Annotated in this window: 28 protein-coding genes; 10 read left to right on the forward strand and 18 right to left on the reverse strand. The window is 65.3% G+C overall.

Annotated features, from left to right (window positions below; genetic code table 11):
• Positions 1–18: 18 nt before the first annotated feature.
• Both ACY9XZ_RS06810 and ACY9XZ_RS06815 read right to left on the reverse strand, forming a co-directional pair.
• Entirely contained in the window at positions 19–651 is a 633-nt protein-coding gene (locus tag ACY9XZ_RS06810; RefSeq protein WP_463456299.1) for an archaellin/type IV pilin N-terminal domain-containing protein, read from the reverse strand.
• A gap of 92 nt (positions 652–743) precedes the next feature.
• Entirely contained in the window at positions 744–1721 is a 978-nt protein-coding gene (locus tag ACY9XZ_RS06815) for a replication factor C small subunit (protein ID WP_463456300.1), read from the reverse strand.
• 78 nt (positions 1722–1799) lie between these two features.
• Between ACY9XZ_RS06815 and samp2 the strand changes: the two genes are divergently transcribed.
• From samp2 to ACY9XZ_RS06830, 3 genes are all read left to right on the forward strand, one after another.
• Positions 1800–2000: a ubiquitin-like small modifier protein SAMP2 gene (gene samp2, locus ACY9XZ_RS06820; RefSeq protein WP_463456301.1), complete on the forward strand. Its 201-nt coding sequence runs from the start codon at positions 1800–1802 to the stop codon at positions 1998–2000.
• Between the two features lie 24 nt (positions 2001–2024).
• Positions 2025–2405 (forward strand): GNAT family N-acetyltransferase, encoded by a 381-nt coding sequence (locus ACY9XZ_RS06825; protein WP_463456302.1) that lies wholly within the window; start codon positions 2025–2027, stop codon positions 2403–2405.
• Between the two features lie 94 nt (positions 2406–2499).
• Positions 2500–3075, forward strand: a complete 576-nt coding sequence (locus ACY9XZ_RS06830) for an RDD family protein (RefSeq protein WP_463456303.1) — start codon at positions 2500–2502, stop codon at positions 3073–3075.
• On the opposite strand, the gene ACY9XZ_RS06835 is transcribed toward ACY9XZ_RS06830, so the two are convergent.
• From ACY9XZ_RS06835 to larB, 4 genes are all read right to left on the reverse strand, one after another.
• A complete protein-coding gene (locus ACY9XZ_RS06835; protein WP_463456304.1) occupies positions 3076–4473 on the reverse strand; it encodes a phosphoglucomutase/phosphomannomutase family protein in 1398 nt (465 codons plus the stop codon).
• 131 nt (positions 4474–4604) lie between these two features.
• Positions 4605–4889 (reverse strand): GIY-YIG nuclease family protein, encoded by a 285-nt coding sequence (locus tag ACY9XZ_RS06840; protein WP_463456305.1) that lies wholly within the window; start codon positions 4887–4889, stop codon positions 4605–4607.
• A gap of 27 nt (positions 4890–4916) precedes the next feature.
• Positions 4917–5066, reverse strand: coding sequence for a DUF7563 family protein (locus ACY9XZ_RS06845; protein ID WP_420182198.1), 150 nt, complete (start codon positions 5064–5066; stop codon positions 4917–4919).
• A 102-nt stretch (positions 5067–5168) separates the two neighbouring features.
• Positions 5169–5933, reverse strand: coding sequence for a nickel pincer cofactor biosynthesis protein LarB (larB, locus tag ACY9XZ_RS06850; protein WP_463456306.1), 765 nt, complete (start codon positions 5931–5933; stop codon positions 5169–5171).
• 287 nt (positions 5934–6220) lie between these two features.
• Between larB and ACY9XZ_RS06855 the strand changes: the two genes are divergently transcribed.
• Positions 6221–6388 carry a hypothetical protein gene (locus ACY9XZ_RS06855; RefSeq protein WP_004517708.1) on the forward strand — a complete coding sequence of 56 codons (168 nt, stop codon included), beginning with the start codon at positions 6221–6223 and terminating at the stop codon, positions 6386–6388.
• Positions 6389–6434: 46 nt separating this feature from the next.
• Here ACY9XZ_RS06855 and rpiA read toward each other — a convergent pair whose 3' ends face one another.
• A complete protein-coding gene (rpiA, locus tag ACY9XZ_RS06860; RefSeq protein WP_463456307.1) occupies positions 6435–7121 on the reverse strand; it encodes a ribose-5-phosphate isomerase RpiA in 687 nt (228 codons plus the stop codon).
• On the opposite strand from rpiA, the gene ACY9XZ_RS06865 reads away from it, so the two are divergent.
• Both ACY9XZ_RS06865 and glmM read left to right on the forward strand, forming a co-directional pair.
• On the forward strand, positions 7120–7356 hold the full coding sequence (locus ACY9XZ_RS06865) for a hypothetical protein (protein WP_463456308.1): 237 nt from the start codon (positions 7120–7122) through the stop codon (positions 7354–7356). The two genes, rpiA and ACY9XZ_RS06865, sit on opposite strands and share 2 nt — an antisense overlap.
• Positions 7357–7565: 209 nt before the next feature.
• A complete protein-coding gene (gene glmM, locus ACY9XZ_RS06870) occupies positions 7566–8888 on the forward strand; it encodes a phosphoglucosamine mutase (protein WP_463456309.1) in 1323 nt (440 codons plus the stop codon).
• Positions 8889–8987: 99 nt separating this feature from the next.
• Here glmM and ACY9XZ_RS06875 read toward each other — a convergent pair whose 3' ends face one another.
• The 8 genes from ACY9XZ_RS06875 to ACY9XZ_RS06910 form a co-directional block, all read right to left on the reverse strand.
• Positions 8988–9146, reverse strand: coding sequence for a DUF7563 family protein (locus tag ACY9XZ_RS06875; protein ID WP_044952319.1), 159 nt, complete (start codon positions 9144–9146; stop codon positions 8988–8990).
• Positions 9147–9352: 206 nt separating this feature from the next.
• Positions 9353–9937, reverse strand: a complete 585-nt coding sequence (locus ACY9XZ_RS06880; RefSeq protein WP_463456310.1) for a DUF7090 family protein — start codon at positions 9935–9937, stop codon at positions 9353–9355.
• Between the two features lie 45 nt (positions 9938–9982).
• Positions 9983–10420 (reverse strand): DUF2391 domain-containing protein, encoded by a 438-nt coding sequence (locus tag ACY9XZ_RS06885; protein WP_463456311.1) that lies wholly within the window; start codon positions 10418–10420, stop codon positions 9983–9985.
• A 264-nt stretch (positions 10421–10684) separates the two neighbouring features.
• Complete coding sequence (gene upp, locus ACY9XZ_RS06890; RefSeq protein ID WP_463456312.1) at positions 10685–11362, reverse strand: uracil phosphoribosyltransferase; 678 nt, start codon at positions 11360–11362, stop codon at positions 10685–10687.
• A 113-nt stretch (positions 11363–11475) separates the two neighbouring features.
• Complete coding sequence (locus tag ACY9XZ_RS06895; protein WP_463456313.1) at positions 11476–14169, reverse strand: TRAP transporter permease; 2694 nt, start codon at positions 14167–14169, stop codon at positions 11476–11478.
• Positions 14166–14654, reverse strand: coding sequence for a DUF1850 domain-containing protein (locus ACY9XZ_RS06900; protein ID WP_463456314.1), 489 nt, complete (start codon positions 14652–14654; stop codon positions 14166–14168). The genes ACY9XZ_RS06895 and ACY9XZ_RS06900 overlap by 4 nt, the downstream gene beginning before the upstream one ends.
• A gap of 61 nt (positions 14655–14715) precedes the next feature.
• Complete coding sequence (locus ACY9XZ_RS06905; protein ID WP_463456315.1) at positions 14716–15765, reverse strand: TAXI family TRAP transporter solute-binding subunit; 1050 nt, start codon at positions 15763–15765, stop codon at positions 14716–14718.
• Positions 15766–15965: 200 nt separating this feature from the next.
• On the reverse strand, positions 15966–16658 hold the full coding sequence (locus ACY9XZ_RS06910) for a type 1 glutamine amidotransferase domain-containing protein (protein ID WP_463456316.1): 693 nt from the start codon (positions 16656–16658) through the stop codon (positions 15966–15968).
• Between the two features lie 257 nt (positions 16659–16915).
• Here ACY9XZ_RS06910 and ACY9XZ_RS06915 point away from each other — a divergent pair, with 257 nt between their 5' ends.
• A complete protein-coding gene (locus ACY9XZ_RS06915) occupies positions 16916–17614 on the forward strand; it encodes a DUF5828 family protein (RefSeq protein WP_463456317.1) in 699 nt (232 codons plus the stop codon).
• A 189-nt stretch (positions 17615–17803) separates the two neighbouring features.
• Here the strand turns inward: ACY9XZ_RS06915 and ACY9XZ_RS06920 are convergent, their stop codons facing one another.
• Complete coding sequence (locus tag ACY9XZ_RS06920; protein WP_463456318.1) at positions 17804–18085, reverse strand: hypothetical protein; 282 nt, start codon at positions 18083–18085, stop codon at positions 17804–17806.
• Positions 18086–18211: 126 nt separating this feature from the next.
• Here ACY9XZ_RS06920 and ACY9XZ_RS06925 point away from each other — a divergent pair, with 126 nt between their 5' ends.
• Positions 18212–19411, forward strand: coding sequence for an anion permease (locus tag ACY9XZ_RS06925; protein ID WP_463456319.1), 1200 nt, complete (start codon positions 18212–18214; stop codon positions 19409–19411).
• Positions 19412–19416: 5 nt separating this feature from the next.
• Here the strand turns inward: ACY9XZ_RS06925 and ACY9XZ_RS06930 are convergent, their stop codons facing one another.
• Entirely contained in the window at positions 19417–19632 is a 216-nt protein-coding gene (locus tag ACY9XZ_RS06930; RefSeq protein WP_463456320.1) for a hypothetical protein, read from the reverse strand.
• 174 nt (positions 19633–19806) lie between these two features.
• On the opposite strand from ACY9XZ_RS06930, the gene ACY9XZ_RS06935 reads away from it, so the two are divergent.
• Positions 19807–20490: a hypothetical protein gene (locus ACY9XZ_RS06935; protein WP_463456321.1), complete on the forward strand. Its 684-nt coding sequence runs from the start codon at positions 19807–19809 to the stop codon at positions 20488–20490.
• Positions 20487–21086: a DUF6517 family protein gene (locus ACY9XZ_RS06940; RefSeq protein WP_463456322.1), complete on the forward strand. Its 600-nt coding sequence runs from the start codon at positions 20487–20489 to the stop codon at positions 21084–21086. The genes ACY9XZ_RS06935 and ACY9XZ_RS06940 overlap by 4 nt, the downstream gene beginning before the upstream one ends.
• Positions 21087–21129: 43 nt before the next feature.
• Here ACY9XZ_RS06940 and ACY9XZ_RS06945 read toward each other — a convergent pair whose 3' ends face one another.
• Complete coding sequence (locus ACY9XZ_RS06945) at positions 21130–23025, reverse strand: carbon starvation CstA family protein (RefSeq protein WP_463456323.1); 1896 nt, start codon at positions 23023–23025, stop codon at positions 21130–21132.
• Between the last annotated feature and the right edge of the window lie 229 nt (positions 23026–23254).

Here is a 23254-nt window from a genome sequence, read left to right on the forward strand (position 1 = left end):
GATGGACGCGGCCAGTCCTCAGAGCGTGACCGAGGATTCCCCCGAGAGCGTCTTCGGCACGACGACTTCCTCGGTCGTCATCCCGCCCGCGGGCGAGGAGATGCGAAGCGTCGCGGTCTCGCCTTCTGGCAGAGGTTCACCGAAGGGTTCGCCACGGCTCAGATCCTGAGTATCGCCGAGGTCCAGCGAGATCGTGAACCGGTCTTCGATGTCGTTCAACACCGGCTGAGAGCCGTCGTTGTCCTGAACGGTCGAAACGACGAACCGACCGTCAGGAGACCCCTCCGCGCCGCCAGCAGCGAGCTGGTAGTACGACCCGCTCGGCCCGATCCACTGGACGGTCGTCTTGTCCAGATCCACGTTCCCCGCTCCCGGTGCCCGCTTGACCGTGACGTTCACCACGCCGACCTCGCTGTCGCCGGTGAAGTGGTCACCGGTTATGCTGACGACCTGGATGCGGTTCGTCGTCGAGTCGCTCGATTGCTGGCCCGTCGCCTGGGCAGAACTCTGGAGAAACCCCGCAGTGTTGATGAGTACACCCGCCGCGATTGCCGCGACCAGCACCATCGCGATGAACACGATGAGTGTCCCGATTCCGACCTGTCCGCGGTCCTCCCCAGTCCCCTCCGTAGCTGGTCGTAAACGTTGCATTTCAGTTGTTGATATTCTTAAACTCCTTTCATGATAAAGCTCACCCACCAGTTATCAGGCATGAAAAACCGATTTGCAGCGGTAGTACGACCTTACTCGCCCTGGGCCAGCGAGGCCAGCATCGCTTCGAGTTGCACGCGTTCGTTCGCGCCGCGGGTGATCCGGTAGTCGGTTTCGCCGATGCGTTCGAGCACGCGGACGGCGGCCTCGTCGTCGATGTCGAACTCCCAGATGGAGCGGTGCAGTTGGTCGATGATATCGCCGCCGGCGATCCCTTCCTCGGTCAGCAGTCTATCGAGGGTCGCCCGGGACGCGGTGAAGTCGCCGTCAAGTGCGGACTGCACCATCTCGCGGATCTCTTCGGGCCGGGCCGTCGAGGTGATGGCGTACACCGCCGACTCGTCGACCGTGTCGCCGCTCACGGAGGCGGCTTGCAGACCGTTGATGGCCTTCCGCATGTCCCCGTCGGCGGCGTAGACCAGCGCGTCGAGTCCGTCCTCGGTCAGTTCGATGTCCTCTTCGGCGGCGATCTTTCGGATCTCTTCGGCGACGGCCTCGTCGGCCAGCGGCGAGAAGCGGAAGACGGCACAGCGCGATTGGATGGGGTCGATGATCTGGCTGGAGTAGTTACACGAGAGGATAAAGCGGACGTTGTTCGAGAACTGCTCCATCGTCCGCCGCAGCGCCGACTGGGCGTCGCTGGTCAGGGCGTCGGCCTCGTCCAGGAAGATGATGCGGTACTCGACGCCGCCGAAGCTCGTCCGGGCGAAGTTCTTGATGCGGTCCCGGACCACGTCGATACCGCGCTCGTCGGAGGCGTTCAGTTCGAGGAAGTGCTCGCGCCAGTCTTCGCCGTACAGTTCACGGGCGATAGCGGTCGCACAGGTGGTTTTTCCGGTCCCGGCCGGACCGGAAAACAGCATGTGGCTCAGGTCGTTGCGCGAGACGTAGCTCTTGAGCCGCCCGACGATGTTCTCGTGGCCCATCACGTCGTCGAGCGTCTGCGGGCGGTACTTCTCGATCCAGACCTCCTCGCGTCCCGCCCGCGACTCGGACTCGGCCTCACTCATGGACGATGGGAGGCGTGGGCCGGTCTTAAACCCCGCGTGATTCGACAGTCTCAGGTGCGTCGGCGGAGTAGCCGGAGTATGCACGTCACCGTCGACATCGCCGGCGAGGACACCCACGAACTGGAGGTGGACGCGGGCGCGACCTACGCCGACCTGCTCGCGCCCGTCGACCTGAGTCCCCACGAGGTGTCGGTCCTCGTCGACGGCGAACACGTGCCGACTGACCAGCCCGTCGAGCACGACCACGTGCGAGTCGTCAGGCTGATCAAAGGCGGGTAAATCGGGATAGTAGTCAGCACAGCCATGCACGTCCGTACAGCCAGGAGCGACGAAGTGCCCGCGGTGATGAACGTCCTCGACGGGGCAGTTCTCTCGATAGCCGTCGCGACTGTCCGGGCGGGTCTCGAAGACGGTAGCACGCTCGTCGCGGTGTCGGGCGACGACCCGGAAGACCGGCGTGTTCTCGGGGCACTCGTACTCGACGGGTCTCATATTGAAGCCGTCGCCGTCCGTCGGCGTCGGCGCGGCCAGGGTATCGGGACCGCGCTGGTCGAGGCCGCGCTGAACCGGCGCGACCGGGTCACCGCCGAGTTCGACGCGGGCGTTCGGCCGTTCTACGACGCGCTGGGGTTCGATATCGAACCACTGGCCGAACCCGACCGCTTTCGCGGCGAGCGTGCGTAGTGGCCGGCCTCGATCATAGACCCGGTCCGCAGTGAGTGGGGATAGCACGGCGTCGTAACATTTTTCATATGGTTTCGAGAATGATTTTAAAACAATGTCGACAACCGTCTCGGAAAGCGCAGTCGAAGCGAGGGGCGACCGGATCGTCGCCTACCTCATCGATTTCGCCATCCTGAGCGCCGTCGCGTTCGGGCTGTGGCTCGTCACGTTCGTTCTCAACGCGGGGCTCTCGGTCGGGGCGATGGCCGCTGCCTCGCCCGAGAGCCCGGGCGCGATGGGCGGTGGGTCGATGCTGGCCGCGGGGCTCCTTGGCATCGTCATCAACTTCGCTCTGTGGCTCGCTATCGGCGCGGTACTCGTCTACTACTTCGGCTACTACGCCGAGACCAACGAGACAATCGGGAAACGGTCACAGAACGTCGCGGTCGTCGACGAGAACGGCACACCGCCGAGCCAACGGGACCGACTGGTCAGGACGGCAGTACTGCTCGCCCCGTTCCCGATTATGCTCCTGCTTGGCGGTATTCTCGGCGGCATCGGGTTCGTCTTCGCGCTCGTTCTCATGGCCGGTTGGCTCCTCGTGGAAGCGGCCGTCATGTTCGTCAGCGACGACGCACAGCGCCTCGGCGACCGCGTGGCCGGGACGTACGTCGTCAGCGCAACCAAGTGATCAGACCAGCGGTTCGACCAGGTCCCGGCCCGCTTCCAATAGGTCCTCGACGCGCTCGGCGCTCGACGCCTCGGCGTAGACGCGGAGTTTCGGCTCCGTCCCCGACGGCCGGACCAGCACCCAGGTTCCGTCTTCGAGCCGGATTTTGAACCCGTCGACGGTGTTGATGCCGTCGACAGGGACTCCCGCCAGCGTGTCGGGAAGTGCGGTTTCGAGGTCTTCGAGGACCGAGTCCTTGCGGTCGTCCGGGCAGTCGACGCTGATCCGGCTCTGGTGGATTTCGCCGTGTTCGTCCAGCAATCGGTCGACGCGAGCGTCCAGCGGTTCCTCGTGCTCGGCTGCGGCGGCGACCAGCGCGACCAGCACGCCGTCCTTGTTCCGCAAGTGGTCCGGGAGGCCGAAGCCGCCCGATTCCTCGCCCCCGAACAGCGCGTCATGCTCGGCCATCGCCTCGGCGACCCACTTGAAGCCGACGGCGACCTCGTGGACGTTCTGGCCGTGGGCCTCGGCGACGCGGTCGACGATACTGGAGGTCGAGACCGTTCGGACGACATCGCCAGTCCCGTCCTCCAGCAGGAAGTCGTACATCGCAGCGAAAAACAGGTTCGGGTCCAGATAGCCCCGCTCGGGCGTGACGATGCCGATTCGGTCGGCGTCGCCGTCGTTGATAATCCCCAGCGCGGCGTCGCCGTCGCTGACTTCAGCCACCAGTCCTTCCGCGTTCTCCGCCGACGGCTCGGGCGACCCGCCGCCAAAGTCGGGGTCCTGGACGCAGTTGAGGCGGGTCACCTCGGCCCCGGCCGCTTCGAGCAGGGCATCGGTAACGCCGCGGCCGCTGCCGTACAGCGCGTCGTAGGCGACCGACAGGCCATCGAGGTCGGTGTCGACGTACTCCAGCGCGTGGTCGTGGAACGGACCGATGAGGTCCTCTTCCGTTCGGTCGCCCCACTCGTCTTCGGGCAGCGGGTCGAGGACGGCGAGGTTCTCTTCGAAGGCGGCCGTCCAGTCGGGCAGCGCCGGCGACCCGTCGCCGGGGATGAACTTCACGCCGTTGTACTCCGGGGGGTTGTGGCTGGCGGTGATCTGGAGCGCCCCCGCGAGGTCGCGGTCTTTCACCGTCCAGGCGACGACCGGCGTCGGCGTGTCCCGATCCGGCAAGAGCACGTCGAAGCCGTTCACGCGCAGGACGTGTGCGAGTTCGTCGGCGAACCCGGGCGAGGTCTCGCGGGCGTCGTACCCGATGACGACGGTCCCGGTCGCCCCGCGCTCGGCGAGGGTCGTGGCGACGGCCTGTCCGACCATCCGGACACGGGGCTTCGTGAACACGTCCAGCGTCGCCCGCCAGCCGTCCGTCCCGAAGGCGATTGCACCTGCGTCATCGTCCGCGTCGTTGTCCATATTCCGCGGTTCTCGGCCCCCAGACAAAAAGTCACGCCTCATCGGCTCGCTGTCACTTCGCGTTTACCGACGGCGGTGTTCCACGGCACGCCAGCCTCCCCGGGAGCTTCCTCGGTCGGGCTGCCAGCGCTTCAGACCTCAAAGGCCGCTTCGGCGTCACTGGACTCGACGAGCCGTTCCTTCTCCGCCCTGGTGTACTGTTTGATCTCGTACTCGCGGCTCATCGCTGCGGACTGTGAGTCAAACGATTCGACGTGGATCAGTTCGACCGGGGTTCGGCCGCGCGTGTACTTCGCGCCGTCGCCGGCGTCGTGTTCGCGGACGCGGCGCTCCACGTCGGTCGTGTAGCCGGTATAAAACGTGTTGTCGTCACAACGGAGGACGTACACGTGGTAAGGGCTCCGCGCGGTAGTCATCGCACGATGCTGGTGGCCCAGCGGGCCTCACACTTGTTGGGCGCGCTCTCTCGATACCTCGGCAATGCCAGCGTTCGCCGAGCAGTTGGGACAAGCCCTGATATGCCCGCGTTCATCCGCGAACACTCGGGCGAACTGGTCTGAGACGTGCGCGCCGCAATGATCACATTCAGGCATCGTGTTCGTCGGCGACACCACCGCCGACGTATACGCGTACGCGCGTTGTTCTCATATTTCTTTACCCAAATACTTGGGTATACCTGTGGTTGACGGGGGTGTCTACGCTCGCGCATCATCGAGCTGTCTGGCGATTAGGCCTGCCTGGGTCCCGGCGGTGAAGCCGGCGTCGATGTTCACCACGGAGAGGGCGGTGCATGACTGGAGCAGCCCCGAGAGGGCGGCCTCACCCTCGCCGCCATAGCCGTAGCCGGTCGAAACAGGCAGGCCGATGACCGGAACGTCCACGAGGCCGGCGACGACCGTCGGGAGCGCGCCCTCGCGGCCCGCCGCGACGATGAGGACGTCCTGGTCCCGGAACCCGTCGACCGCATCTATCGTCCGGGCGAGGCTCGCGACGCCGACGTCGTCGATACGGGTCACGGTCGCCCCCATCTCCTCGGCGATGAGCGCGGCTTCGCCGGCCGGAACGGCGTCGGAGGTCCCGGCGGTGACGATCCCCACAGACGCATCCATGGACGGACGTTCGAACGCGGGTGTCGTCGCCACCAGCCAGTTCGAGCGGTCGTCCCACCGGACCGTCGCGTTCGGGGCGGTTTCGTCCAACCGTTCCCGAACGGCCGTCGCAGCGGCCGTATCGAGCCGCGTCACGATAGCCCGCTCCGTCGTTTCGATAGCTGTCGCCGCCAGGTCCGCCACTTCCGCCGGCGTCTTCCCATCCGCGAGAACGGCTTCGGGAACGCCGGCACGGTCCTCCCGGGCGGCGTCGAACCGACCGGCCCCGCTGGTCGCATAGCCCGCAAGCGCCGCCTCGGCCTCTACCGGGGAGAGGTCGCCCGCCGCAACCGAATCGAGTATATCGCGCATATGCCCATTCAGTGACGCGGCCACTCCTATCCGTCGGTCCGGGACAGGCGCATGCTCGCATCAGGGTCGAACCTGTGCGAGCGCGCGTGAGCGACGCTCGGCCGGAGTAACGCGACAATAGGCGTCTGATGCAGCAGGAACGGCGTATTTTGACCCGCCTGCGGGGTCACAACTGCGGTTTTATAAGGGGTTATGTGCCGTATAACGCCTCAAACTGCCGGTAATAGCGGCGAGAGCGAGCCAATTGGAGAAAGTATATAAGTAACCCCCGTCGATACCTCGTCTGTATGGCAGACCTAATCGTCAAAGCCGCCGTTAAGGAAGAGCTCAACGACATGAACGTAGCGTCCGACTTCTACGACGCACTCGACGAGGAAGTCGAAGAGCTGCTTCAGGACGCAGCCCGCCGCGCCGACGAGAACGACCGCAAGACGGTCCAGCCGCGCGACCTGTAAGGTCGTTCCGAGCAGCGTTTTTTTGACGCAAACCGACCAGCGACAGCTACTTCGATAGCGCTCGGATGGTGACGCCATCAGTAGTGCCGACGTGAACCTCGTCAGCCATCCCGACGAACAGCCCGTGCTCGACGACACCCGGGAGCGCGGCAAGTTCGCCGGCGAGCGCGGCGGGGTCGTCGATGGGACCGAAGTCACAGTCGAGCACGAGGTTCCCGTTGTCGGTGACGACGGGGCCGTCCTTACGCTCTGCACGGCGGAGCGCCGGGTCGCCACCCAAGTCCTCGACCGCCGCGGCGACCGTCGAGCGGGCCATCGGCAGTATCTCGACAGGTACCGGCACCGAGAGCCGCTCGGCTTCTTTCGTCGGGTCGGCGACGACGAGGAAGCGGTCGGCGCTCGCGTCGACGATCTTCTCCCGGGCGTGGGCCGCGCCGCCACCCTTGATGAGGTCACCGTCGGCCATCTCGTCGGCCCCGTCGATGGCGAGGTCGACAGACACGTCATCGAGATCGGCCAGCGGGATGCCACAGTCACGGGCCAACTGCCGGGACTGAAACGACGTGGGAACGCCGACGACGTCGAGTCCGGCGTCGACCGCCCGCCCGATGGCGCGAATGGCGTGGGCTGCCGTCGACCCCGTGCCGAGACCGACGACCATACCGTCCGCGACTGCCTCGGCCGCCGATTCCCCCGCTGCCTGTTTCGCCGCGTCGGAGCCGCCCTGTTTCATGTGCGGTGGGTCGACAGACGCGGACAAAACGTTTGTTCTCCCGGGCGCAAGCGTTCGTATGACTGACTGCACGTACTGTGGCTGTCCGGTCGAAGATCACGACCCCGTCTACGTCAGCGAGACGCCCGACGGGGAGCCGACAGCGCAGTTCTGCAATTACGGGTGCCTCTCGGCCCACATCGACGCGGCCGGTCTGACGACCGGCACGGCTTGTGAGTGGTCGCCGGCGCAGTAACCGACTGTAGACTCGTTGTCACGGCCTGCAACGCCTGATCGGTGGTGGTCAATAGAGATTTTAAACAGCCAGAAGCCCCTGTCTATAGCCGGTTGGATAATCCAGGTTGGGTGGGGCATTCCAAGACTCGACAGTCGTCTTTGTTAGGGCAACTGTTACCTGTCCGAGGCCGGATGGATTTTAGGGCCGGCCCGACCCAGAGAGCAGTAATGACACAGTTCGGAACGAGCGGCATCCGCGGCCCCGTCGGCGAGACGGTCACGGCCGAGGTGGCGCTCTCTGTGGGGCGGGCGCTGGGCATCGACTGCGAGCGCGTCGTCGTGGGCCGGGACCCGCGAGCGAGCGGCGAGTACCTGCAGGCGGCGCTGGTGGCCGGCCTCCGGGAGAGCGGCGTGGACGTGATCGACCTCGGCGGCGCGGCGACGCCCACCATCGGACGCGCAGTCGCCTGGCAGGACGCCGACGCCGGCGTCGCGATAACGGCCAGCCACAACCCGCCGGAAGACAACGGTATCAAGCTCTGGCAGCCCAGCGGGCAGGCCTTCGACGCGGATCTGCGGGCGACGATTGAGCGGCGACTGGACGAAGGCGCGTTCGAGCCAGCGTCGTGGGACGAAAGCGGCGACAGCGAGTCGTGGGACGCCAGCTCGCGTCACGTCGACGCACTACTGGCAGAAGTCGGCGAAAGCGACCTCGACAGCCACGTCGTCGTCGACCTCGGCAACGGCGCGGGCCGGGTCAGCGTCGACGCCCTCTCGGAACTGGGCTGTTCCGTCGAGACGCTCAACGGCCAGCCGGACGGCGCGTTCCCGGGTCGCCCTTCGGAGCCGAAAGCCGAGAACTGTGAGTCCCTGGCGACGCTGGTGGCCGAATCCGACGCCGACCTCGGCGTCGCACACGACGGCGACGCCGACCGGATGCGGGCCGTCGCGGCCGACGGGACCTTCCTCTCCGGCGACGTGCTGCTGGCCGTGTTCGCCCGCGCCGCGGCGGCACCGGGCGAACGGGTCGCCGTGCCGGTCGATACGAGTCTCGCCGTCGCGGACCACCTCGACGACATCGACGTGACCGTCGAGTACACCCCGGTCGGGGACGTGTACGTCGCCGAGGCCGCGAGCGCCGAGGGCGTGGCCTTCGGCGGGGAGCCAAGCGGCGCGTGGATCTGGCCCGACCGGACGCTGTGTCCCGATGGCCCGCTGGCGGCCTGTACCGTTGCAGCCCTGGACAGCGAGCGCCCGCTGGGCGACCGCGCCGCTGACGTGCCGGACTACCCAATCCGCCGGGACAGCGTCGAAACCGAGCAGAAGGAAGCAGTGATGGACCGCGTTCGGGAGACAGTGACCGACGCCTACGACGACGTGACGACGCTCGACGGCGTGCGCGTCGACCTCGGCGACGCGTGGTTCCTCCTGCGAGCCAGCGGGACCCAGCCGCTCGTTCGGATTACCGCAGAGGCCCGTGACGCGGACCGCGCCGACGCGGTGTTCGACGAGGCACGGACGCGGCTGAGAGACGCGCGAGTGGAGCGTTGAAACGCTTGTGCAGTAACACAGCAGTTACGAGCGAGGTCAGCCGGCGAGGAAAACGTCCCCGCAACCGTCAGGTCACAGGGCGGCAGTTCCTGACCGGTTCTATCCGCGGCGCGTGGACCGGGCCTCACGGACGTCTGCCCCGTCGCGAATCTTGTCCTCGCACTGCGGACAGACCCTGGGCTTTTCGACCCCGTTCGGCGTGAACACACGCGCGTAGTCAGCCGTTACAAAATTACCGCAGTTCTGGCATTCCGGCATACAACCCTGTATGTGGGTTATACCCTCTTAATTGTTGTTGGTCTGGTAAGAGTTCGCATGCTTGGTGTTGGCGGCGCTGCCGGGGGAAAACACCGTTTCGCTCGACAAGGGGAAACGCCATCGGAGGACTCGATGGGTAACGGTGTGTCGGTCAATTGTCGCGAACACCTTGACGGAGCGGCGACCTCGGGACCGAGCGTGCCCGGTTACGCTTCGAAGGAACTCGACACGGTTCCGTCCTCGGACAGTTCGATCACACCGTCGAAGAGGTCCCGGAACGCCGCGACCGTCTTCTCGTCGTGGACTTCGTCAGCGAGATGGAACATCCCGACGGCGTCGTACTCCGCAAGCAGGTCGAGGATGTCTGCGACGGCCGCCAGCGCGCCGTCCTCGTCGGCGTAGTAGATGAGTTCCGTCAGCGAGTCGAAGGTCACGCGGAGTTTGCCGTCGTGTTCCTGCAGGAACGTCTCGGTTTCCGAGACGATGCCGGACAGGTCGTCCGGCGCGGAGACGTACCGAACCCCCTCGGAGCGGCGGCGGGTGTAGCCGCGCTCGACCGACAGCGTATCGAGGATAGTCGCTTTCGACTCATCGACCTCGTAGTACTCCAGTTTCTGCTTGACTTCCCGGGCCGTGGTCCGGGTCGAGATGACGAGCATCGAATCCGTATCGGTCGCGAGGAAGTCCGTGTCCAGTCGGTCCGTCTCGCCGGTACTCGGATGCAGGAGCAGTATCCCCGTGCCACCCGGGACGGTCTCCGGCGCGTTGTCGATAGCCAGCGTATACTCCATATGCACATCAAGGAGGAGGGAACCCAATTAAGTGTGCGGGTCTGGTCAGAACACGCTGTCCGCCGTCGCAGCGCCGACGACGCTGAAGATCGCACCGACGGTGATCGCTTTCAGCGATGTCAGGAACACAGCCATCGGCGTCGGGTCCGGCAGAATCCCACCGTCGACGAGAAACGTATCAGGTGCGGTCAGCGAGAACGCGAGGATGGTGACCGACCCGAACGCGACACCCATCAGCGAGACGAACCGGACGGGGATGCCGGCCACCTCCGCCTCGGTGTCGACGTCCCGTCCGGCGTCAGCCTTGTACAGCGCCCCGTAGCCGATAGCGAACACGATACCGACGACCAGCACCGCGTGATACCAGGACATGTTCTCGGCCAGCACCCACACTTCTTCGGTCACGACGAACGGTCCCGCGAGCAGAAACCCACCGACGAGTTGCTGTGCGGTGTCGGCGATTCGGTATCGGCGTCGAGCCATACCGGGATGCTGTCCCGTCAGTAAGAAAGCCTCCCGGTCCGCGGCCGTCCGACGGGAACCGCGCCCGGTCGGCGCGGGACGGTCCCCGGTCCGGTTTGTCGTTTCAACTGTACCGAAATCGCACCACTGTCTGTCGGTTTCCAGGTGAAGTAAAGGGGTACAGCGGCTGGTGGCGGACTGAAAATCGCGACATCATCGCCTGATTCGACCCGTGAATAAAAACGTTTCGTCCCGCAGCTGACAGGTCGGCTGGAGCGCGCCGGATCAGGTCGTCCGGAAGGCCCGGTCACCGGCATCGCCGAGGCCCGGAACGATGAATCCGTCCTCGTCCAGTTCGTCGTCGATAGCGACACTGATGATGTCAGCGTCCGGTTGGGCCTCCGAAACGCGGACGATCCCCTCGGGCGCGGAAACCGCGGCCAGGACGAGCAGGTTCTCCGGTTCGGTCTTCTCCGATGTGATGTAGTCGAGGACCGTCGTCATCGTCGATCCGGTCGCGAGCATCGGGTCCGCGATGATGACGGTGTCGTCCTCGGTGATTTCGGGCAGTTTGACGTACTCGACGGAGATGGGGAACTCGCCGTCGTCGTTCATCCCGGCGTCCTCGTCGCGGCTGGCGGAGATGACGCCCTGCCTGGCGCGGGGGAACGCCTTGAGCAGTCCCTCGACGAACGGCGTCGCCGCGCGGAGGACGTTGACGATGACCACGTCGTCGAGCCCTTTGACCCGCTCGCCCATCGTCGTGGTCAGCGGCGTCTGGACCTCGGTGTACTCGGTCTCCATCCGGCCGTCGATGATCTCGTAGCCGCAGATACGGCCGAGCCGGACCAGCCCCTTGCGGAAGGCGACCTGTTCGGTCTCGACGTTTCGTATCTTTGTCAGTTCATCTCGCGCCAGCGCGTGCGTGACGACAGAGGCGTCGCCGCGCTGTTCGATTGGCATATCGTGCTCGTTGACCCCGGATGGGTTAAACGGTTCTCACTCATACTGTTGGCTGTAACTATTTTGAGGTGTTCGCGGTAGCGAAATTTGTGACAGGCGGACAGCCGACAGTATCAGGCCGGCTCAGGCGTGCCTGACTGTACCGCAGGGTCGCCGCCGCGCTGGCGGTTCTTGACCATGAGGAAGAGAAACAGGGCGAGACCGATGCCACGAAGCACGACATCAAGCAACACCGTCATCTCGCCGCCGGCGATGCCGACCAGCCCGAGAACGTCGTACGTGCCCGACACCGCGAGACCGGGAGCCATCAGGAGGAGCGAGCTGAACGCGAACGCCGCCCGCTCGCCCCGGGAAACCGGCGCGTACGCGAACCCGATGACTGTCGCGGCCAGCGCCACGACGCCGAGGAAGACGCCGATCACGGGAATCAGTATCTCTGGGACGGAGTAGCCGAAATCAAGCAGGTCGGCGGTCCCGACGATCCGGTATCCGGCGTCCGTCGGGGCACGCCGGATCAGGATGATGCCCGGCGTGACGATGAACGCGAAGGGGACGATAGCCTTGTTCAGTGACAGCGAGAACGCCTCGATACCGGTCTGGAACGCGTCGGACTTCGCGACGCCGGAGGCGGCGTAGGCGGCCACCGCGACCGGCGGGGTGATGTCGGCGATGACGCCGAAGTAGAGGATGAACAGGTGCGCCGCCAGCAGCGGCACGCCGAACGCCGTCAGCGCCGGCGCGAGCAGGGAGACGAGGATGATGTAGGTCACCGTCGTCGGCATCCCCATCCCGAGGATAATCGACGAGAACGCGGTGACGACCAGGAGCAAGACGAGCGACCCGCCCGCGACGGCCGTGATGAGCGAGACGAGGTTCGGGCCGAGGCCGGAGACGCTGATGACGCCCGGAATGATACCGGCAGCGGCGACAGCGATAACGACCGGGACCGCGGTTCTGGCCCCGCTTTCCATGGATTTCCCGAGGAACACGCCGAGCCTGTACAGCCCGTTCGAGGCCAGGTCCGGGCGACCGACGGCGTCGGCGGTCGTCTCGGCGGCGTCGTCGACGGCGTTGTCGAACGACAGCAGCGGCGAGTCGAGGCGCGGTTTGGTGATGAGCGTGAGGACGCCGGACAGAATCAACAGCGTTCCGAGGTCGCCGACGGTGGCCGAGAACGCGTCCGCAATCGACTGCGCCCCGGTCCCGTCGCCGGCCAGCGCTGACAGGACGCCAGCGCCGAACAGGAACTGTGAGAGGAGCGATGCACCGAACAGCACGCCGAACACTGCCCCGAGGCGACCGCGTGTCTCGTCGCTGTAGGCCGCGACGAGCGTGGTGAGCGCCCCGATGGCGATGAGCGTAAACCACGCCGACCGGGCGACCGACAGCCGCTCGATGATGAGGTAGTACAGCAGGAGCACGAGCGGGACGAGGTAGAACCACCCGCTACGGAAGTGACTGCGGAGGTCGACCAGTTCGGAGGGGTCGAGCCCGCCGATGTCCTCCTTGACCGCCTCGAAGTGGACCATCACCCAGACGCCGAAGAAGAAGACGATGGCGGGGATCGTCGCGACGACGATGACGTCTGCGAACGGCGTCGCCGTGTACTGGACGATGAGGAACGCGGCGGCCCCCATCACCGGCGGGAGGATCTGGCCGCCCGAGGAGGCCGAGGCCTCCACGCCGCCGGAGAACTCCGGCGAGTAGCCCGACCGCTTCATCAGCGGAATCGTGAACGCGCCGGTCGTCACCGTGTTCGCGATGGACGAACCGGAGATGGTCCCCATGAAGCCGCTGGCGAGGATAGAGGCCTTCGCCGGGCCGCCCTTCCGCGTTCCCGTGGCCCCGTAGGCGAGGTCGATGAACCACTGCCCCGCGCCGGACATCTCGAGGAATGCGCCGAAGAGAATGAAGATGTAGATGAACTGCACGGAGACGGTGACCGGAATCCCGAACACCCCGTTTTCGGTGTTGTACCAGAGGTTCTGAATGATAGAGGGCCAGGACAGTTCCGGGATGGAGAGCACGCCCACGTAGGCTGCGTCCTGTGGAATGAGGACGCCGAAGCGGGCGTAGACGACGAAGGCCGCGACGATGACCATCAGCCAGAGGCTGATCGCCCGGCGGGTCGCTTCGAGCACGAGCAGGACGCCGACCACGCCCAGCACGAACGCGTAGGAGGTGTCGGCGAGCGGTCCGAGCAGGCCCGCTATCGGCTCCAGAAACGTGAACACTTCCTGAATGGGGCGACCGCGCTGGACACCCAGCGCACGCATGCGCTGGATCTCGTCGAAGTCGGTGATGAAGTACGCGGCCGACAGCATCGACAGGGCGATGAAGACGAAATCAGACGGCGTCACGCGGTCCATGTCGCGGTCGAGGAACGCCCAGGCGAGCGCGTCCCCGACGGCGTGAACAGCGCGAGATACCGGATGCTCCGCGCCGAGTTTCTCGTCGACCAGCGACCCGAGCGCGATGAAGCGCCGGGAGAGCGGGCCGTCGCCGGTGCTGCCGGGATACAGAAGGAAGGTCAGGATGAGGCCGAAAGAGACGTGGACGGCGTTGATCTGGAGCAGTTGCAGCGACGCGAACACGATATCACCGACGCCCGGGAGCGAAACCGAGAGGACGAACCCCTTCGCCGCGAGCCACATCTGGAACACGGAAAACGAGATGCCGATGAGCGCGACGGCGACGACTGCCCAGCCTGTGAGCGACCGCTTTCGCTCGATCTCCTGAAGTACTTCGTCGACTTCTTCGTCCGATACGGCCTCCCCGCCGTCGTCAGGTCGTGTGTTGTCAGTCATGTGTTGCGCTGGTCTGTCACAGCACCGAACGCCGAGCGCTGGGCCACGTGGAGGTGGACCGAGCGGCCGTCGGTGCGGGCTACCAAGTCGTAGGTTTCGGCTCCGACGTGAAGTTTGTGTCCCGCGACATCACCGGGAGAGACTGACACGCGCGTGTAGTTGCCCGGCGGGTCGAAGACGTACATCCCGTCCTCGTGGGTGACGTTCGCCCCGCTCGGGAGCCCCCAGCCGAACGATTCGAACTCCATGCGGGTCATTTCGAGGTGGTCACCACGGACCGTGTACTCGTCGTAGACACGCGTCTTCTCGACGCTGTGGGTGTATTCCAGCGCGACAGTCGTTCCGTCCTCGACCGGGGCTGTGATGTACTGTTCGCCAGTCTCGGCATCTTCAACAACTAACACCCGTCCGCCGGGCAGCGCTGCTACAGTTCCGATGAGGAGGAGGGCAACGAGCACCGCAATAGCGACGTATCGTCGTCTCATTCCGTGTGCTGGGTAACAGAAGGCAGTTAGCGAACGATACGGACGGCGTCAGTCGGCGGCGTTACGCGTCGAAGTAGGCCGCTGCGCCGGGGTGGAGTTCGATGGACATGCCGTCCTGCGCGGAGTCCGCGCTGATGAAGTCCGTTTTGATCGAGAGGTCGTCGACGTTGTCGAAGATGGCCGCAGTGACGCCTTCGACCGTCGATTCGGGCTGTTCGGCGTTCGTCGCGATCATCGCCTGGACGGCGACTGTTTCGACGTCTTCCTCGACACCGGTGTAGGTGCCGCCGGGGATGGTGTCGTCGGCGAACCAGGACGCGTCGTCCTTTGCCGCTTCGCGGTTGTCGCCGGAGATAGGAACGATGACGAGGTCGTTGGTGTTCGCGAGGTCCTCGATGGCACCGACCGGCCAGCCGCCGACGACGAACGCGGCGTCGATGTCGCCGTTTCGGAGCTGGTCGGCGGCCTGTGAGAACGAGGCGTTCTGTTCGGAGAAGTCAGAGATGCCGACCGACTCCAGGATCTGGAGCGCGTTGACCTGGGTCCCGCTACCGAGGTCGCCGGTGTTGATGGTCGCGCCTTCGAGGTCGGAGAGCTGCGTGATCCCCGTGTCCGCGAGGGTGACGAGCGTGATGGTCTCCGGGTACAGTGTCGCAACGCCCTGGAGGTTCTCGACGGCGTTGTCCTGGAACGCATCGATGCCGGTGCCGTTTTTCGCGAACGAGGCGATATCGTTCTGGATGAGCGCGAAGTCGGCGTCGCCGCTGGCGAGGCTGCCGACGTTCTCGACGCTCGCACCGGTCGACTGGACGTTCAGCGTGAAGTCCGTGTTGGCCTCTACAACGGTCTTGAATTCGTTCGAGAGCGGGAAGTAGGTCCCACCGGTGCCGCCGGCGTGCCACGAGAGGCGGGTTTCCGTGTCGCCGCCGTCGCCTTCGGTCATCTCACCTTCGGTCATCTCGCCGTCGCCGCCGTCGCCTTCGGTCATCTCGCCGTCGCCGCCGTCGCCGCTCTCACCGTCACCGCCGTCGCCGCCACAGCCGGCGAGCGCCGCGACGCCTGCAACGCCTGTTGTCTTGAGGAACCGCCTACGTGTGGAGTTGTTAGTCATACGTATGTCTACGTTGCACGGGGTCTTCAAGAATGTTAGCTAGTATACAGTCGCTATTTGACTATATTGTGCGATAGCGTGTGACAGGGTATTTCACTGGACGGCAGACGGATCGGACAAGACGCCCGAGCGAAACGTACTACTTTTCGAGAAATTCAGTTCAGGTTATGTCTTTGTGACGACCGCCGTGACAGAGCCGGTTACGCGGGCGTTTCGATACCGAGTTCATCGAGGAGCGTCCGGGCGGCTGCAGCCGACGACGGCGGGCCACGAGCCGTGATGAGGTCGCCGTCGACCGTGACGCTCGTGTCGGCGTCGAGTTCCGCGTCCCAGTTCGCACCGGCGGCCTTCACTTCGTCTTCCACCCAGTACGGGAGCTTCCGGCCGTCGGGGAGCAGGTCGTTCTCGTCGACGATGCCCTCCTCCCAGGCGTTCGGGAAGCCGGTGACCGAGCGGCCGTCGACGAGGAACTCGCCGTCAGCGTCTCTGGTGAACGCTAGAATCCCGACGGTGTGACAGACGACGAGGGCCGTACCGTCGTCGCCGGCGACGCTCTCGCGCAGCAGTTCGCGGGCGTGGGTGTCCTGCGTGATGTCCCACTCCGCGCCGTGACCGCCGGGGAACACGACGGTGTCGTAGTCCTCGGCGTCGGCCTCGGCCAGCGGAATCGGGTCGTTCAGGCGCTCGTCGTTCTCGTGGACCTCCCGAACGTGCTCCGAGAGGTCTTCGCCGACCTCGTCGGGGTCGACGGAGCGCTCGTCAAGCACCGGCGGGTCGCCGGTCGGTGTCGCTACCGTGATATCCAGGCCGGCGTCGGTGAGTGTCGTCAGCGGCTCGATACATTCTTCGCCCCAGTAGCCGTGTTCGCTTACGACGAATAGTGCGGATGCCATCGTGGGACTGTTCGAGCGCAATCCTTATAAACGGCCGTTCGGTGGTGAGCGAAGCGTGGATCGGGAATAGGGATCGCTGTACGGTGTCACCACACAGCGGTCGTCTCACGGCGAGTGCGTTGGTGCGATATTGGTAGGGTACCGAGTATGTCATCACAGCGGAAACGTTTAACCCCACTGAGCAGCAATGCGGCGTGTACAGATGGACAGCCCACCACAGCAGGTCCCGCGGCTGTCGTAGACTGATCTATTATACCATGGCAGACATCGAAGAGAGCGTTTCAGGATTCAAGACGCAAGGCGGCTGGGTCGACATCGTCGAGCACGGCGAGCGCATCACGCAGGCGCTGAAAGACATCGCTTCGGGCGAGGATGTCGACGAGGACGCCCTCAGCGAGTTCGACGAGTGGCGACCGAAAAGCCACGAGCGACTGGACGAGGACGTCAACGAGAAAACCGCGGACCAGGCGAGCGTCGCCGAGGGGAAGGGGGAACAGGCCGGCAAAGGGCCGGACGAGGACCTCCAGACCGCAGGCGAGAAGCTCAGCGAGTCCTACGAGAACCTCGACGAGCCCGACGAGGCGATGGAGCGCTGGAGCGAGTCCGTCGACTACGTGGCCCGCGCGGCCGACTCCGCCAGCCGGAAGGCCCTGCGGAAAGTCGAGGACACCGTTTACCGCAACGTGATGACACAGATCGCGCCCTACTACTTCGACAACGACCTCATCAGCGCGAACCTCCGCCGCGTCGGCGACGACGACCGCCCGGAGTACGTCTTCGAGGTCAACGTCAACGACGACGACCTGAAGATGCGGGTCTCGAACAAACTCGCCGACTTCGAGCAGGCCGTCGACCGCTGGCACGTCGATACCGAGAAAGTCACCGAGGCTGTCGAGGCCGCAGAGGGCGTGGATGCGACAGAGCCGGGCGAGGAGACCGATGCGAAGACGAACTAAGCTCGCCGTAGTGCGAGCGGCATCGGCTTCCAGTATCGTCGACGCAAAAACAAACTAAGGCGGCCTCCGTGCCGCCGGCATCGGTTTTGTGTCCGAGAGGCGAAGACGAACTAAGCTCGCCGTAGTGCGAGCGGCATCGGCTTCCAGCATCATTGACGGGAAGACGAACTGAGCGCGAGCGTGTGACGGTTAGATAGCGTCGTCGGGGTCGTGTTTCTCGGCCATCCGCGTCGCTTCGGCCGCGTATTGTGCCTGCAGGTCCGGGTCGTCGACAGCACCGAGGTTGTCCGGGTCCGCGTCGACGGCGGCCGTCGTCTCCCGCACATCGGAGAACGAGGTCAGGGCGCGCTCCTTGCGGAAGTACTGGTCGCCGTCGGGAGTCGCGTACGTGAGGATGATAAGGTTCTGTTCGTCGTCGGAGTAGGTCCGTTCGACCAGCCAGACGCGGACAGTCCCTTCAGTGGCGGACATACGGAACTGAACGATACACTGACACGTGAACGTTTGGCCGTGACCCACGTCGGATGTTAGCAGTCCTCCTCGCAACGGGCGCGCGAACGGTAGGCTCATTGCAGGGCGGGGCAAACGCCGTGACAGATGGTCGCGACGAGTACGATTGCGACGCTTGTTGTCGCGTCAGCCGCGAGTCTGTTCATGGCCTGGGCCATCGGTGCCGGGTCGTCCGGGTCCACGCCGTTCGCGCCGGCCGTCGGTGCGAACGCGATCTCGGTGATGCGGGCCGGGTTCTTCGTCGGCATCCTCGGGCTGGCCGGCGCGGTCCTGCAGGGGGCCAACGTCACGGAGGCCGTTGGAAGCGAACTCGTCCTCTTCCCGAGCGGTGGTGGCCTCTCGGCCATCGCCGCGATTGTCGCCCTCATCACCGCGGCGGTGCTGGTGGCCGTCGGCATCTTCACTGGCTATCCCATCGCGACCGCGTTTACCGTCACCGGTGCGGTCGTCGGCGTCGGGCTGGCGATGGGCGGCCAGCCGGCGACGGCGAAATACATAGAGATCGTCTCGCTGTGGGTGCTGACGCCCTTCGTCGGCGGCGGCATCGCTTTCGGAACGGCGTGGTCGCTCCGACACGAGGCCACGACCGAGGAACGGCTCGTGCCGCTGCTGGGCGGGCTGGTCGGCGTGATTCTGGCGAACATCGAGTTCGTCCTCCTCGCACCGGGCAGCGAGCAAGTGTCGGTGGCCCGCGCCGTCGCGCGGGCGGCCGGGACGCCGATACTCCCGTCGATGGTCGTCGTGACGCTCCTTATCGGGGCACTCGCAGCGGGACTGTTGTACCTGGACATCAGAGCGGACGCGGCCGCCGGGCAAAGGCACTTCCTGCTGGTGATGGGCGGGCTCGTGGCCTTCTCCGCCGGCGGGAGTCAGGTCGGCCTGGCGCTGGGGCCGCTGGTCCCGCTACTCGGGGAAGGGCCGACGGCAGCCATTCCCATTACCGGGGTCCTGTTGTTCGGTGGCCTCGGCCTCCTCATCGGCTCCTGGACGGGCGCGCCGCGGATGATAAAGGCGCTGGCACAGGACTACTCTTCGCTCGGGCCGCGGCGGTCTATCGGCGCGTTGATTCCGAGCTTCATCATCGCGCAGGCGGCCGTCTTCTTCGGCATTCCGGTGTCGTTCAACGAAATCATCGTCTCGGCTATCGTCGGCTCCGGCGCGGCCGCCGGCGGCGGCGAGGTCAGTCGGGAGAAGATGGGCAAGACGGTGCTCGCCTGGGTCGGCTCGCTCGCGCTGGCGTTCGCGCTGAGCTACGGGCTCTTCTGGATAATCGATGCGGTGCTCTGACCCGGTTAGCGACCCCAGACGTAGCGACTGACGGCTTCGTTGACCCGGGTCGAGAGCCGCCCCATCCAGGCCTCTGGCGAGACGCGCTCGATGTCGCGCTGATCGACTTCGATGCGGTCGTCGCCGAACGGGTCACGGATCTGCTCGCCGTCCGTCTCATCGACGGCGTCGACGACGACGGTCATCGAGCAGCGGCCACAGGCCTCGGTGTCTTTCGACATGATTGTTAGTGTAATACTGGGGCCAGCATCAAAAACCTGCCGCGGCGGTCGTGTACGGCCCGCGAACGACCGTCTCCTGACCGACGCGCTTAAGACTCCGACACGGCATCGGCATGGTATGAGCTACCGCGGCATGGGATCGATGCGGACTGAACGCCGACGCGACTCGACACGATGAGCGAGGAATCCGAGTCCGGGCCGGCCGAGGAACCGCCGAACTACGGCGCGGACGACTGGGAGGACCCCGTGACCGGGGCAGTCCCGAAATCGGAGCTCCCCGACGAGATCGTCGAAGAGGTCCCACACTGGGACGACGACCCCTACTTCGACCGGGTGAGCGACCGGCTGATGTACAACTACACGCTGGAGCGGGACCACCGGTTCCGGGGCGAGCGCTGGGATCTCTACGGCGAGATGCGGGTCCTCAATCAGAAACAGTTCTTCCATCCGGCGCTGTCCTATGGCGACCACGAGTCCGAGGAGTACCTCTACGCCCGCCGCGTCGACCGGCCGACGGTCGGCGAACTAAAACGGCTTGTCGATATCGGCCACGACCTGGCCGATAAACGGGTCACGCCGAACGAGGAGCACTACCGGACGGACTTCACCTTCATCCTGGTCGCCGACGAACTACCCGACGAGGTCCGGTCGTTCGTCGAGGGCCAGCGCGAGCGCACGCTGTTGAAGTACGGCTACTACGGTCATTACGAGGTCAATCTGGGCGTCGTCGTTCCGGACGAGCAGGAGGCCGTCGCCGGGGAGGCCGCCGACGTGGTCGAGGCGTTCGTTCTCTGGGAGGACGTGACGACGCCGAGCGAGGGCGTCCTCTCGCGGCTCGCCAAGCGGTTCTGGAAATGACCTCGTCGAGCCGGCGCAGTTTCGTCGTCGCTTGCACGGCCGCGCTGGCCGGCTGTAGCGTCCTGCCGGAAGAGCGCGAGCCTATCGAGGCCAGTGCGACCGCGCCCGCGGTGCTTCCCGGGTCAAGCGAGTACTCGCTCGTGGCCGAGAGTACCCCCACCATCGAGACGACGGTGACGGTCGACTTCTCCGGCGACGTGGAGCTGACGTCGCGTCAGGACGTGATCGCGACGGTGTTCCAGCGCGTGTACGAGTCGCCGAGCGGGGCGCGGTTCGGGCTCCTGACCGCCCCGGCCGTCCAGGTCGTCGACCAGCCCGAGGTCGTCCGTGATCCGCTGACAGCGGTCGACGACGCCCGCGTCGTCGCGCTTGCGACCGACGCCGATGTCGACTCCGTCTCGGAGTGGTCTGATGACGGGTCGGCAATCCTCCTCGGAACCGAAACGACACAGATGGCAGCAAGGGCGACGCTGGGCGGCAGCGAGCAGGCCCTCGCTCGTGTTCGCGTCCGTGCCGGCGACGATTCGGTGACGGCGATAGCGACCGATCCGGGCGACACCGCGCCGCCGTTCGAGGCGGTCACGCGGGACGCGTAGCTGCCGCTGTCGACGCTTGAAAAAACGGAGGAAGAGTCGCGTGTCAGTCGTCGCCAGGCTCGACAGCGCCGGCGCGACCGCGGTCACGGACCGTACTGATGTTGTCGTAGCCTTTCTTGACCAGCGCCAGCGCCAGACCGATGAGGACCAGCGCCAGCACCATCTGGACGGTTGAGGAGGCAATCGCCGCAGTGCCCTCGGCACCGCCCTGGATGAGGTTCTGGTAGAGGTTGCTGTAGAACGCCAACCAGGAGAGTCCCAGAATGGTGATAGTCGTCATGATAGCCATGGGCACGCCCGTGGAGTACAGCTGTTTGCTGTCGTCCCAGTTGGCGAGCCAGACGGTCGCCGTCAGCAGCGCCAGCGCCGCGAGCAGCTGGTTCGCGCCGCCGAAGAGGGCCCACAGCGTGAGCCACTCGCCGGAGATGACCATCAGGTAGGCCGGGATGGCCTGCACGAGCGGGTTCGTGTAGCGGCCACGTCCGATCTCGCCGAGCGTCGAGCGGAGGCCGCCGCCGACGTCGAAGCCGGACGCAGTCTGCCCGGCCTGGAGGCCGACGATTTCCTCCATCATGTACCGGCCGAGTCGGACGGCCGTGTCCGTGGAGGTCAGCAGGAAGCTCACCAGCACGAGCGCCATGAACGGCGCGCCGAACGTCTCGGGGATACCGAGGCTGGTGAAGATGATGCCGCCACCCGTCGCGAAGTTCGGGAGCGCAGCACCGATACCACCGGCGGGGTCGGCGAAGCCGGCCACGGCGAGCGTCGACAGCGCAACGGCGGCCAGCAACCCTTCACCGAGCATCCCGCCGTATCCGATGAGGCGGGCGTCGGTCTCCTTGTTCAACTGCTTGGCCGTCGTCCCGGAGGACACCAGCGAGTGGAAGCCACTGATCGTCCCACAGGCGATGGTGATGAAAAGCAGCGGGAACAGCGGTGCGAGGCCCGCGCCCTCGACGCCCCAGAAGCCGTTGAAGGCACCCATCGAATCCGCGATGACCAGCGAGCCGCTCTCGGTGGCAGCCGTGCCGAATATCGTACCCACGATGACAGCCAGCAGCGCGCCGCCGACGCCGGCGTACAGCAGGAACGACGACAGGTAGTCACGCGGCTGGAGCAGCACCCACACCGGGAGCGCGCTCGCGATGCCCGCGTACACCATAATTATCGGCACCCACGCCGCACGGTTGGGGTTCATCGCCGTCGCGGAGGACCCGGGAATCCACTGGCCGCTGCCCAGGTTCAGGACGTCCGCGAGAACGAGCGTGCCTGCGGGGTAGCTCGCGTCGCCGACGGCCGGGAACAGCGCGAACGGGTACTGGATGCCCGCGTACACACCAGCGAACACCAGAGTGACGAACACGACGGTCCCCGGAAGGAACGGCCCGTTCAGCTGGTAGAGGTACACCCCCAACAGCAGGGCGAGTGCGATGTAGACGAAGCTCGCGGTCGTCACCTGCGGGAACGCGTCGAACACGATGGCGACCACCAGCGCGAACACCGCGACGACGAGGATGATCGTCAGGAACGCGAACCACAGGAGCATGTTCTTGCCCCCCTCCCCGATATACTCGCCGATGATGTAGCCGATGGACTTCCCCTCGTGTCTGAGCGAGCCAGACAGCGAGACGAAGTCGTGGACGCTGCCCATCAGCGGGTTGCCGATGGCGATCCACAGCAAAGCGGGGACCCAGCCCCACACCGCCCCCGCGGTGATCGGTCCCACAATCGGTGCCCCACCCGCGATACTGGAGTAGTGGTGACCCAACAACACCGGTTTCTTCGACGGTACGTACTCCTGCCCGTCTTCGTACTTGTGTGCCGGTGTCTCGTTTTCATCGTCGAGTTCGAGGAACCGCGCGAGGTACTTCGAATACCCCAGATACCCCACGCTGAACGTCACCAGTACAGCCAGTACGATCCAGATTACTTGAGTCATGGATGTGCATGAATATTAACTAAGATGAGGCTATTAATAGTTATTATATATTTCTTACACGTCCCAAGTCCGTCAAAACCACCTCGGATGACCGTATCGGGTGTCAAATAAAAATCCTATATCTGATTACTTATCGGTCGTGCGCGCGGCGTACATGAGCGGCGACCCGGTGGTTCATACGGATCGTTATAGATTAGTTCCGGACAGTGCCGGCCCCGGAGCCGATACA

This window comes from Haloarcula sp. HT12, assembly GCF_055271655.1.

Bases quoted from the DNA above. Each gene is read 5' to 3' on its own strand.
- ACY9XZ_RS06810 (WP_463456299.1), bottom strand. From the start codon at position 651: ATGCAACGTTTACGACCAGCTACGGAGGGGACTGGGGAGGACCGCGGA.
- ACY9XZ_RS06815 (WP_463456300.1), bottom strand. From the start codon at position 1,721: ATGAGTGAGGCCGAGTCCGAGTCGCGGGCGGGACGCGAGGAGGTCTGG.
- samp2 (WP_463456301.1), top strand. From the start codon at position 1,800: ATGCACGTCACCGTCGACATCGCCGGCGAGGACACCCACGAACTGGAG.
- ACY9XZ_RS06825 (WP_463456302.1), top strand. From the start codon at position 2,025: ATGCACGTCCGTACAGCCAGGAGCGACGAAGTGCCCGCGGTGATGAAC.
- ACY9XZ_RS06830 (WP_463456303.1), top strand. From the start codon at position 2,500: ATGTCGACAACCGTCTCGGAAAGCGCAGTCGAAGCGAGGGGCGACCGG.
- ACY9XZ_RS06835 (WP_463456304.1), bottom strand. From the start codon at position 4,473: ATGGACAACGACGCGGACGATGACGCAGGTGCAATCGCCTTCGGGACG.
- ACY9XZ_RS06840 (WP_463456305.1), bottom strand. From the start codon at position 4,889: ATGACTACCGCGCGGAGCCCTTACCACGTGTACGTCCTCCGTTGTGAC.
- ACY9XZ_RS06845 (WP_420182198.1), bottom strand. From the start codon at position 5,066: ATGCCTGAATGTGATCATTGCGGCGCGCACGTCTCAGACCAGTTCGCC.
- larB (WP_463456306.1), bottom strand. From the start codon at position 5,933: ATGCGCGATATACTCGATTCGGTTGCGGCGGGCGACCTCTCCCCGGTA.
- ACY9XZ_RS06855 (WP_004517708.1), top strand. From the start codon at position 6,221: ATGGCAGACCTAATCGTCAAAGCCGCCGTTAAGGAAGAGCTCAACGAC.
- ACY9XZ_RS06865 (WP_463456308.1), top strand. From the start codon at position 7,120: ATGTGCGGTGGGTCGACAGACGCGGACAAAACGTTTGTTCTCCCGGGC.
- rpiA (WP_463456307.1), bottom strand. From the start codon at position 7,121: ATGAAACAGGGCGGCTCCGACGCGGCGAAACAGGCAGCGGGGGAATCG.
- glmM (WP_463456309.1), top strand. From the start codon at position 7,566: ATGACACAGTTCGGAACGAGCGGCATCCGCGGCCCCGTCGGCGAGACG.
- ACY9XZ_RS06875 (WP_044952319.1), bottom strand. From the start codon at position 9,146: ATGCCGGAATGCCAGAACTGCGGTAATTTTGTAACGGCTGACTACGCG.
- ACY9XZ_RS06880 (WP_463456310.1), bottom strand. From the start codon at position 9,937: ATGGAGTATACGCTGGCTATCGACAACGCGCCGGAGACCGTCCCGGGT.
- ACY9XZ_RS06885 (WP_463456311.1), bottom strand. From the start codon at position 10,420: ATGGCTCGACGCCGATACCGAATCGCCGACACCGCACAGCAACTCGTC.
- upp (WP_463456312.1), bottom strand. From the start codon at position 11,362: ATGCCAATCGAACAGCGCGGCGACGCCTCTGTCGTCACGCACGCGCTG.
- ACY9XZ_RS06895 (WP_463456313.1), bottom strand. From the start codon at position 14,169: ATGACTGACAACACACGACCTGACGACGGCGGGGAGGCCGTATCGGAC.
- ACY9XZ_RS06900 (WP_463456314.1), bottom strand. From the start codon at position 14,654: ATGAGACGACGATACGTCGCTATTGCGGTGCTCGTTGCCCTCCTCCTC.
- ACY9XZ_RS06905 (WP_463456315.1), bottom strand. From the start codon at position 15,765: ATGACTAACAACTCCACACGTAGGCGGTTCCTCAAGACAACAGGCGTT.
- ACY9XZ_RS06910 (WP_463456316.1), bottom strand. From the start codon at position 16,658: ATGGCATCCGCACTATTCGTCGTAAGCGAACACGGCTACTGGGGCGAA.
- ACY9XZ_RS06915 (WP_463456317.1), top strand. From the start codon at position 16,916: ATGGCAGACATCGAAGAGAGCGTTTCAGGATTCAAGACGCAAGGCGGC.
- ACY9XZ_RS06920 (WP_463456318.1), bottom strand. From the start codon at position 18,085: ATGTCCGCCACTGAAGGGACTGTCCGCGTCTGGCTGGTCGAACGGACC.
- ACY9XZ_RS06925 (WP_463456319.1), top strand. From the start codon at position 18,212: ATGGTCGCGACGAGTACGATTGCGACGCTTGTTGTCGCGTCAGCCGCG.
- ACY9XZ_RS06930 (WP_463456320.1), bottom strand. From the start codon at position 19,632: ATGTCGAAAGACACCGAGGCCTGTGGCCGCTGCTCGATGACCGTCGTC.
- ACY9XZ_RS06935 (WP_463456321.1), top strand. From the start codon at position 19,807: ATGAGCGAGGAATCCGAGTCCGGGCCGGCCGAGGAACCGCCGAACTAC.
- ACY9XZ_RS06940 (WP_463456322.1), top strand. From the start codon at position 20,487: ATGACCTCGTCGAGCCGGCGCAGTTTCGTCGTCGCTTGCACGGCCGCG.
- ACY9XZ_RS06945 (WP_463456323.1), bottom strand. From the start codon at position 23,025: ATGACTCAAGTAATCTGGATCGTACTGGCTGTACTGGTGACGTTCAGC.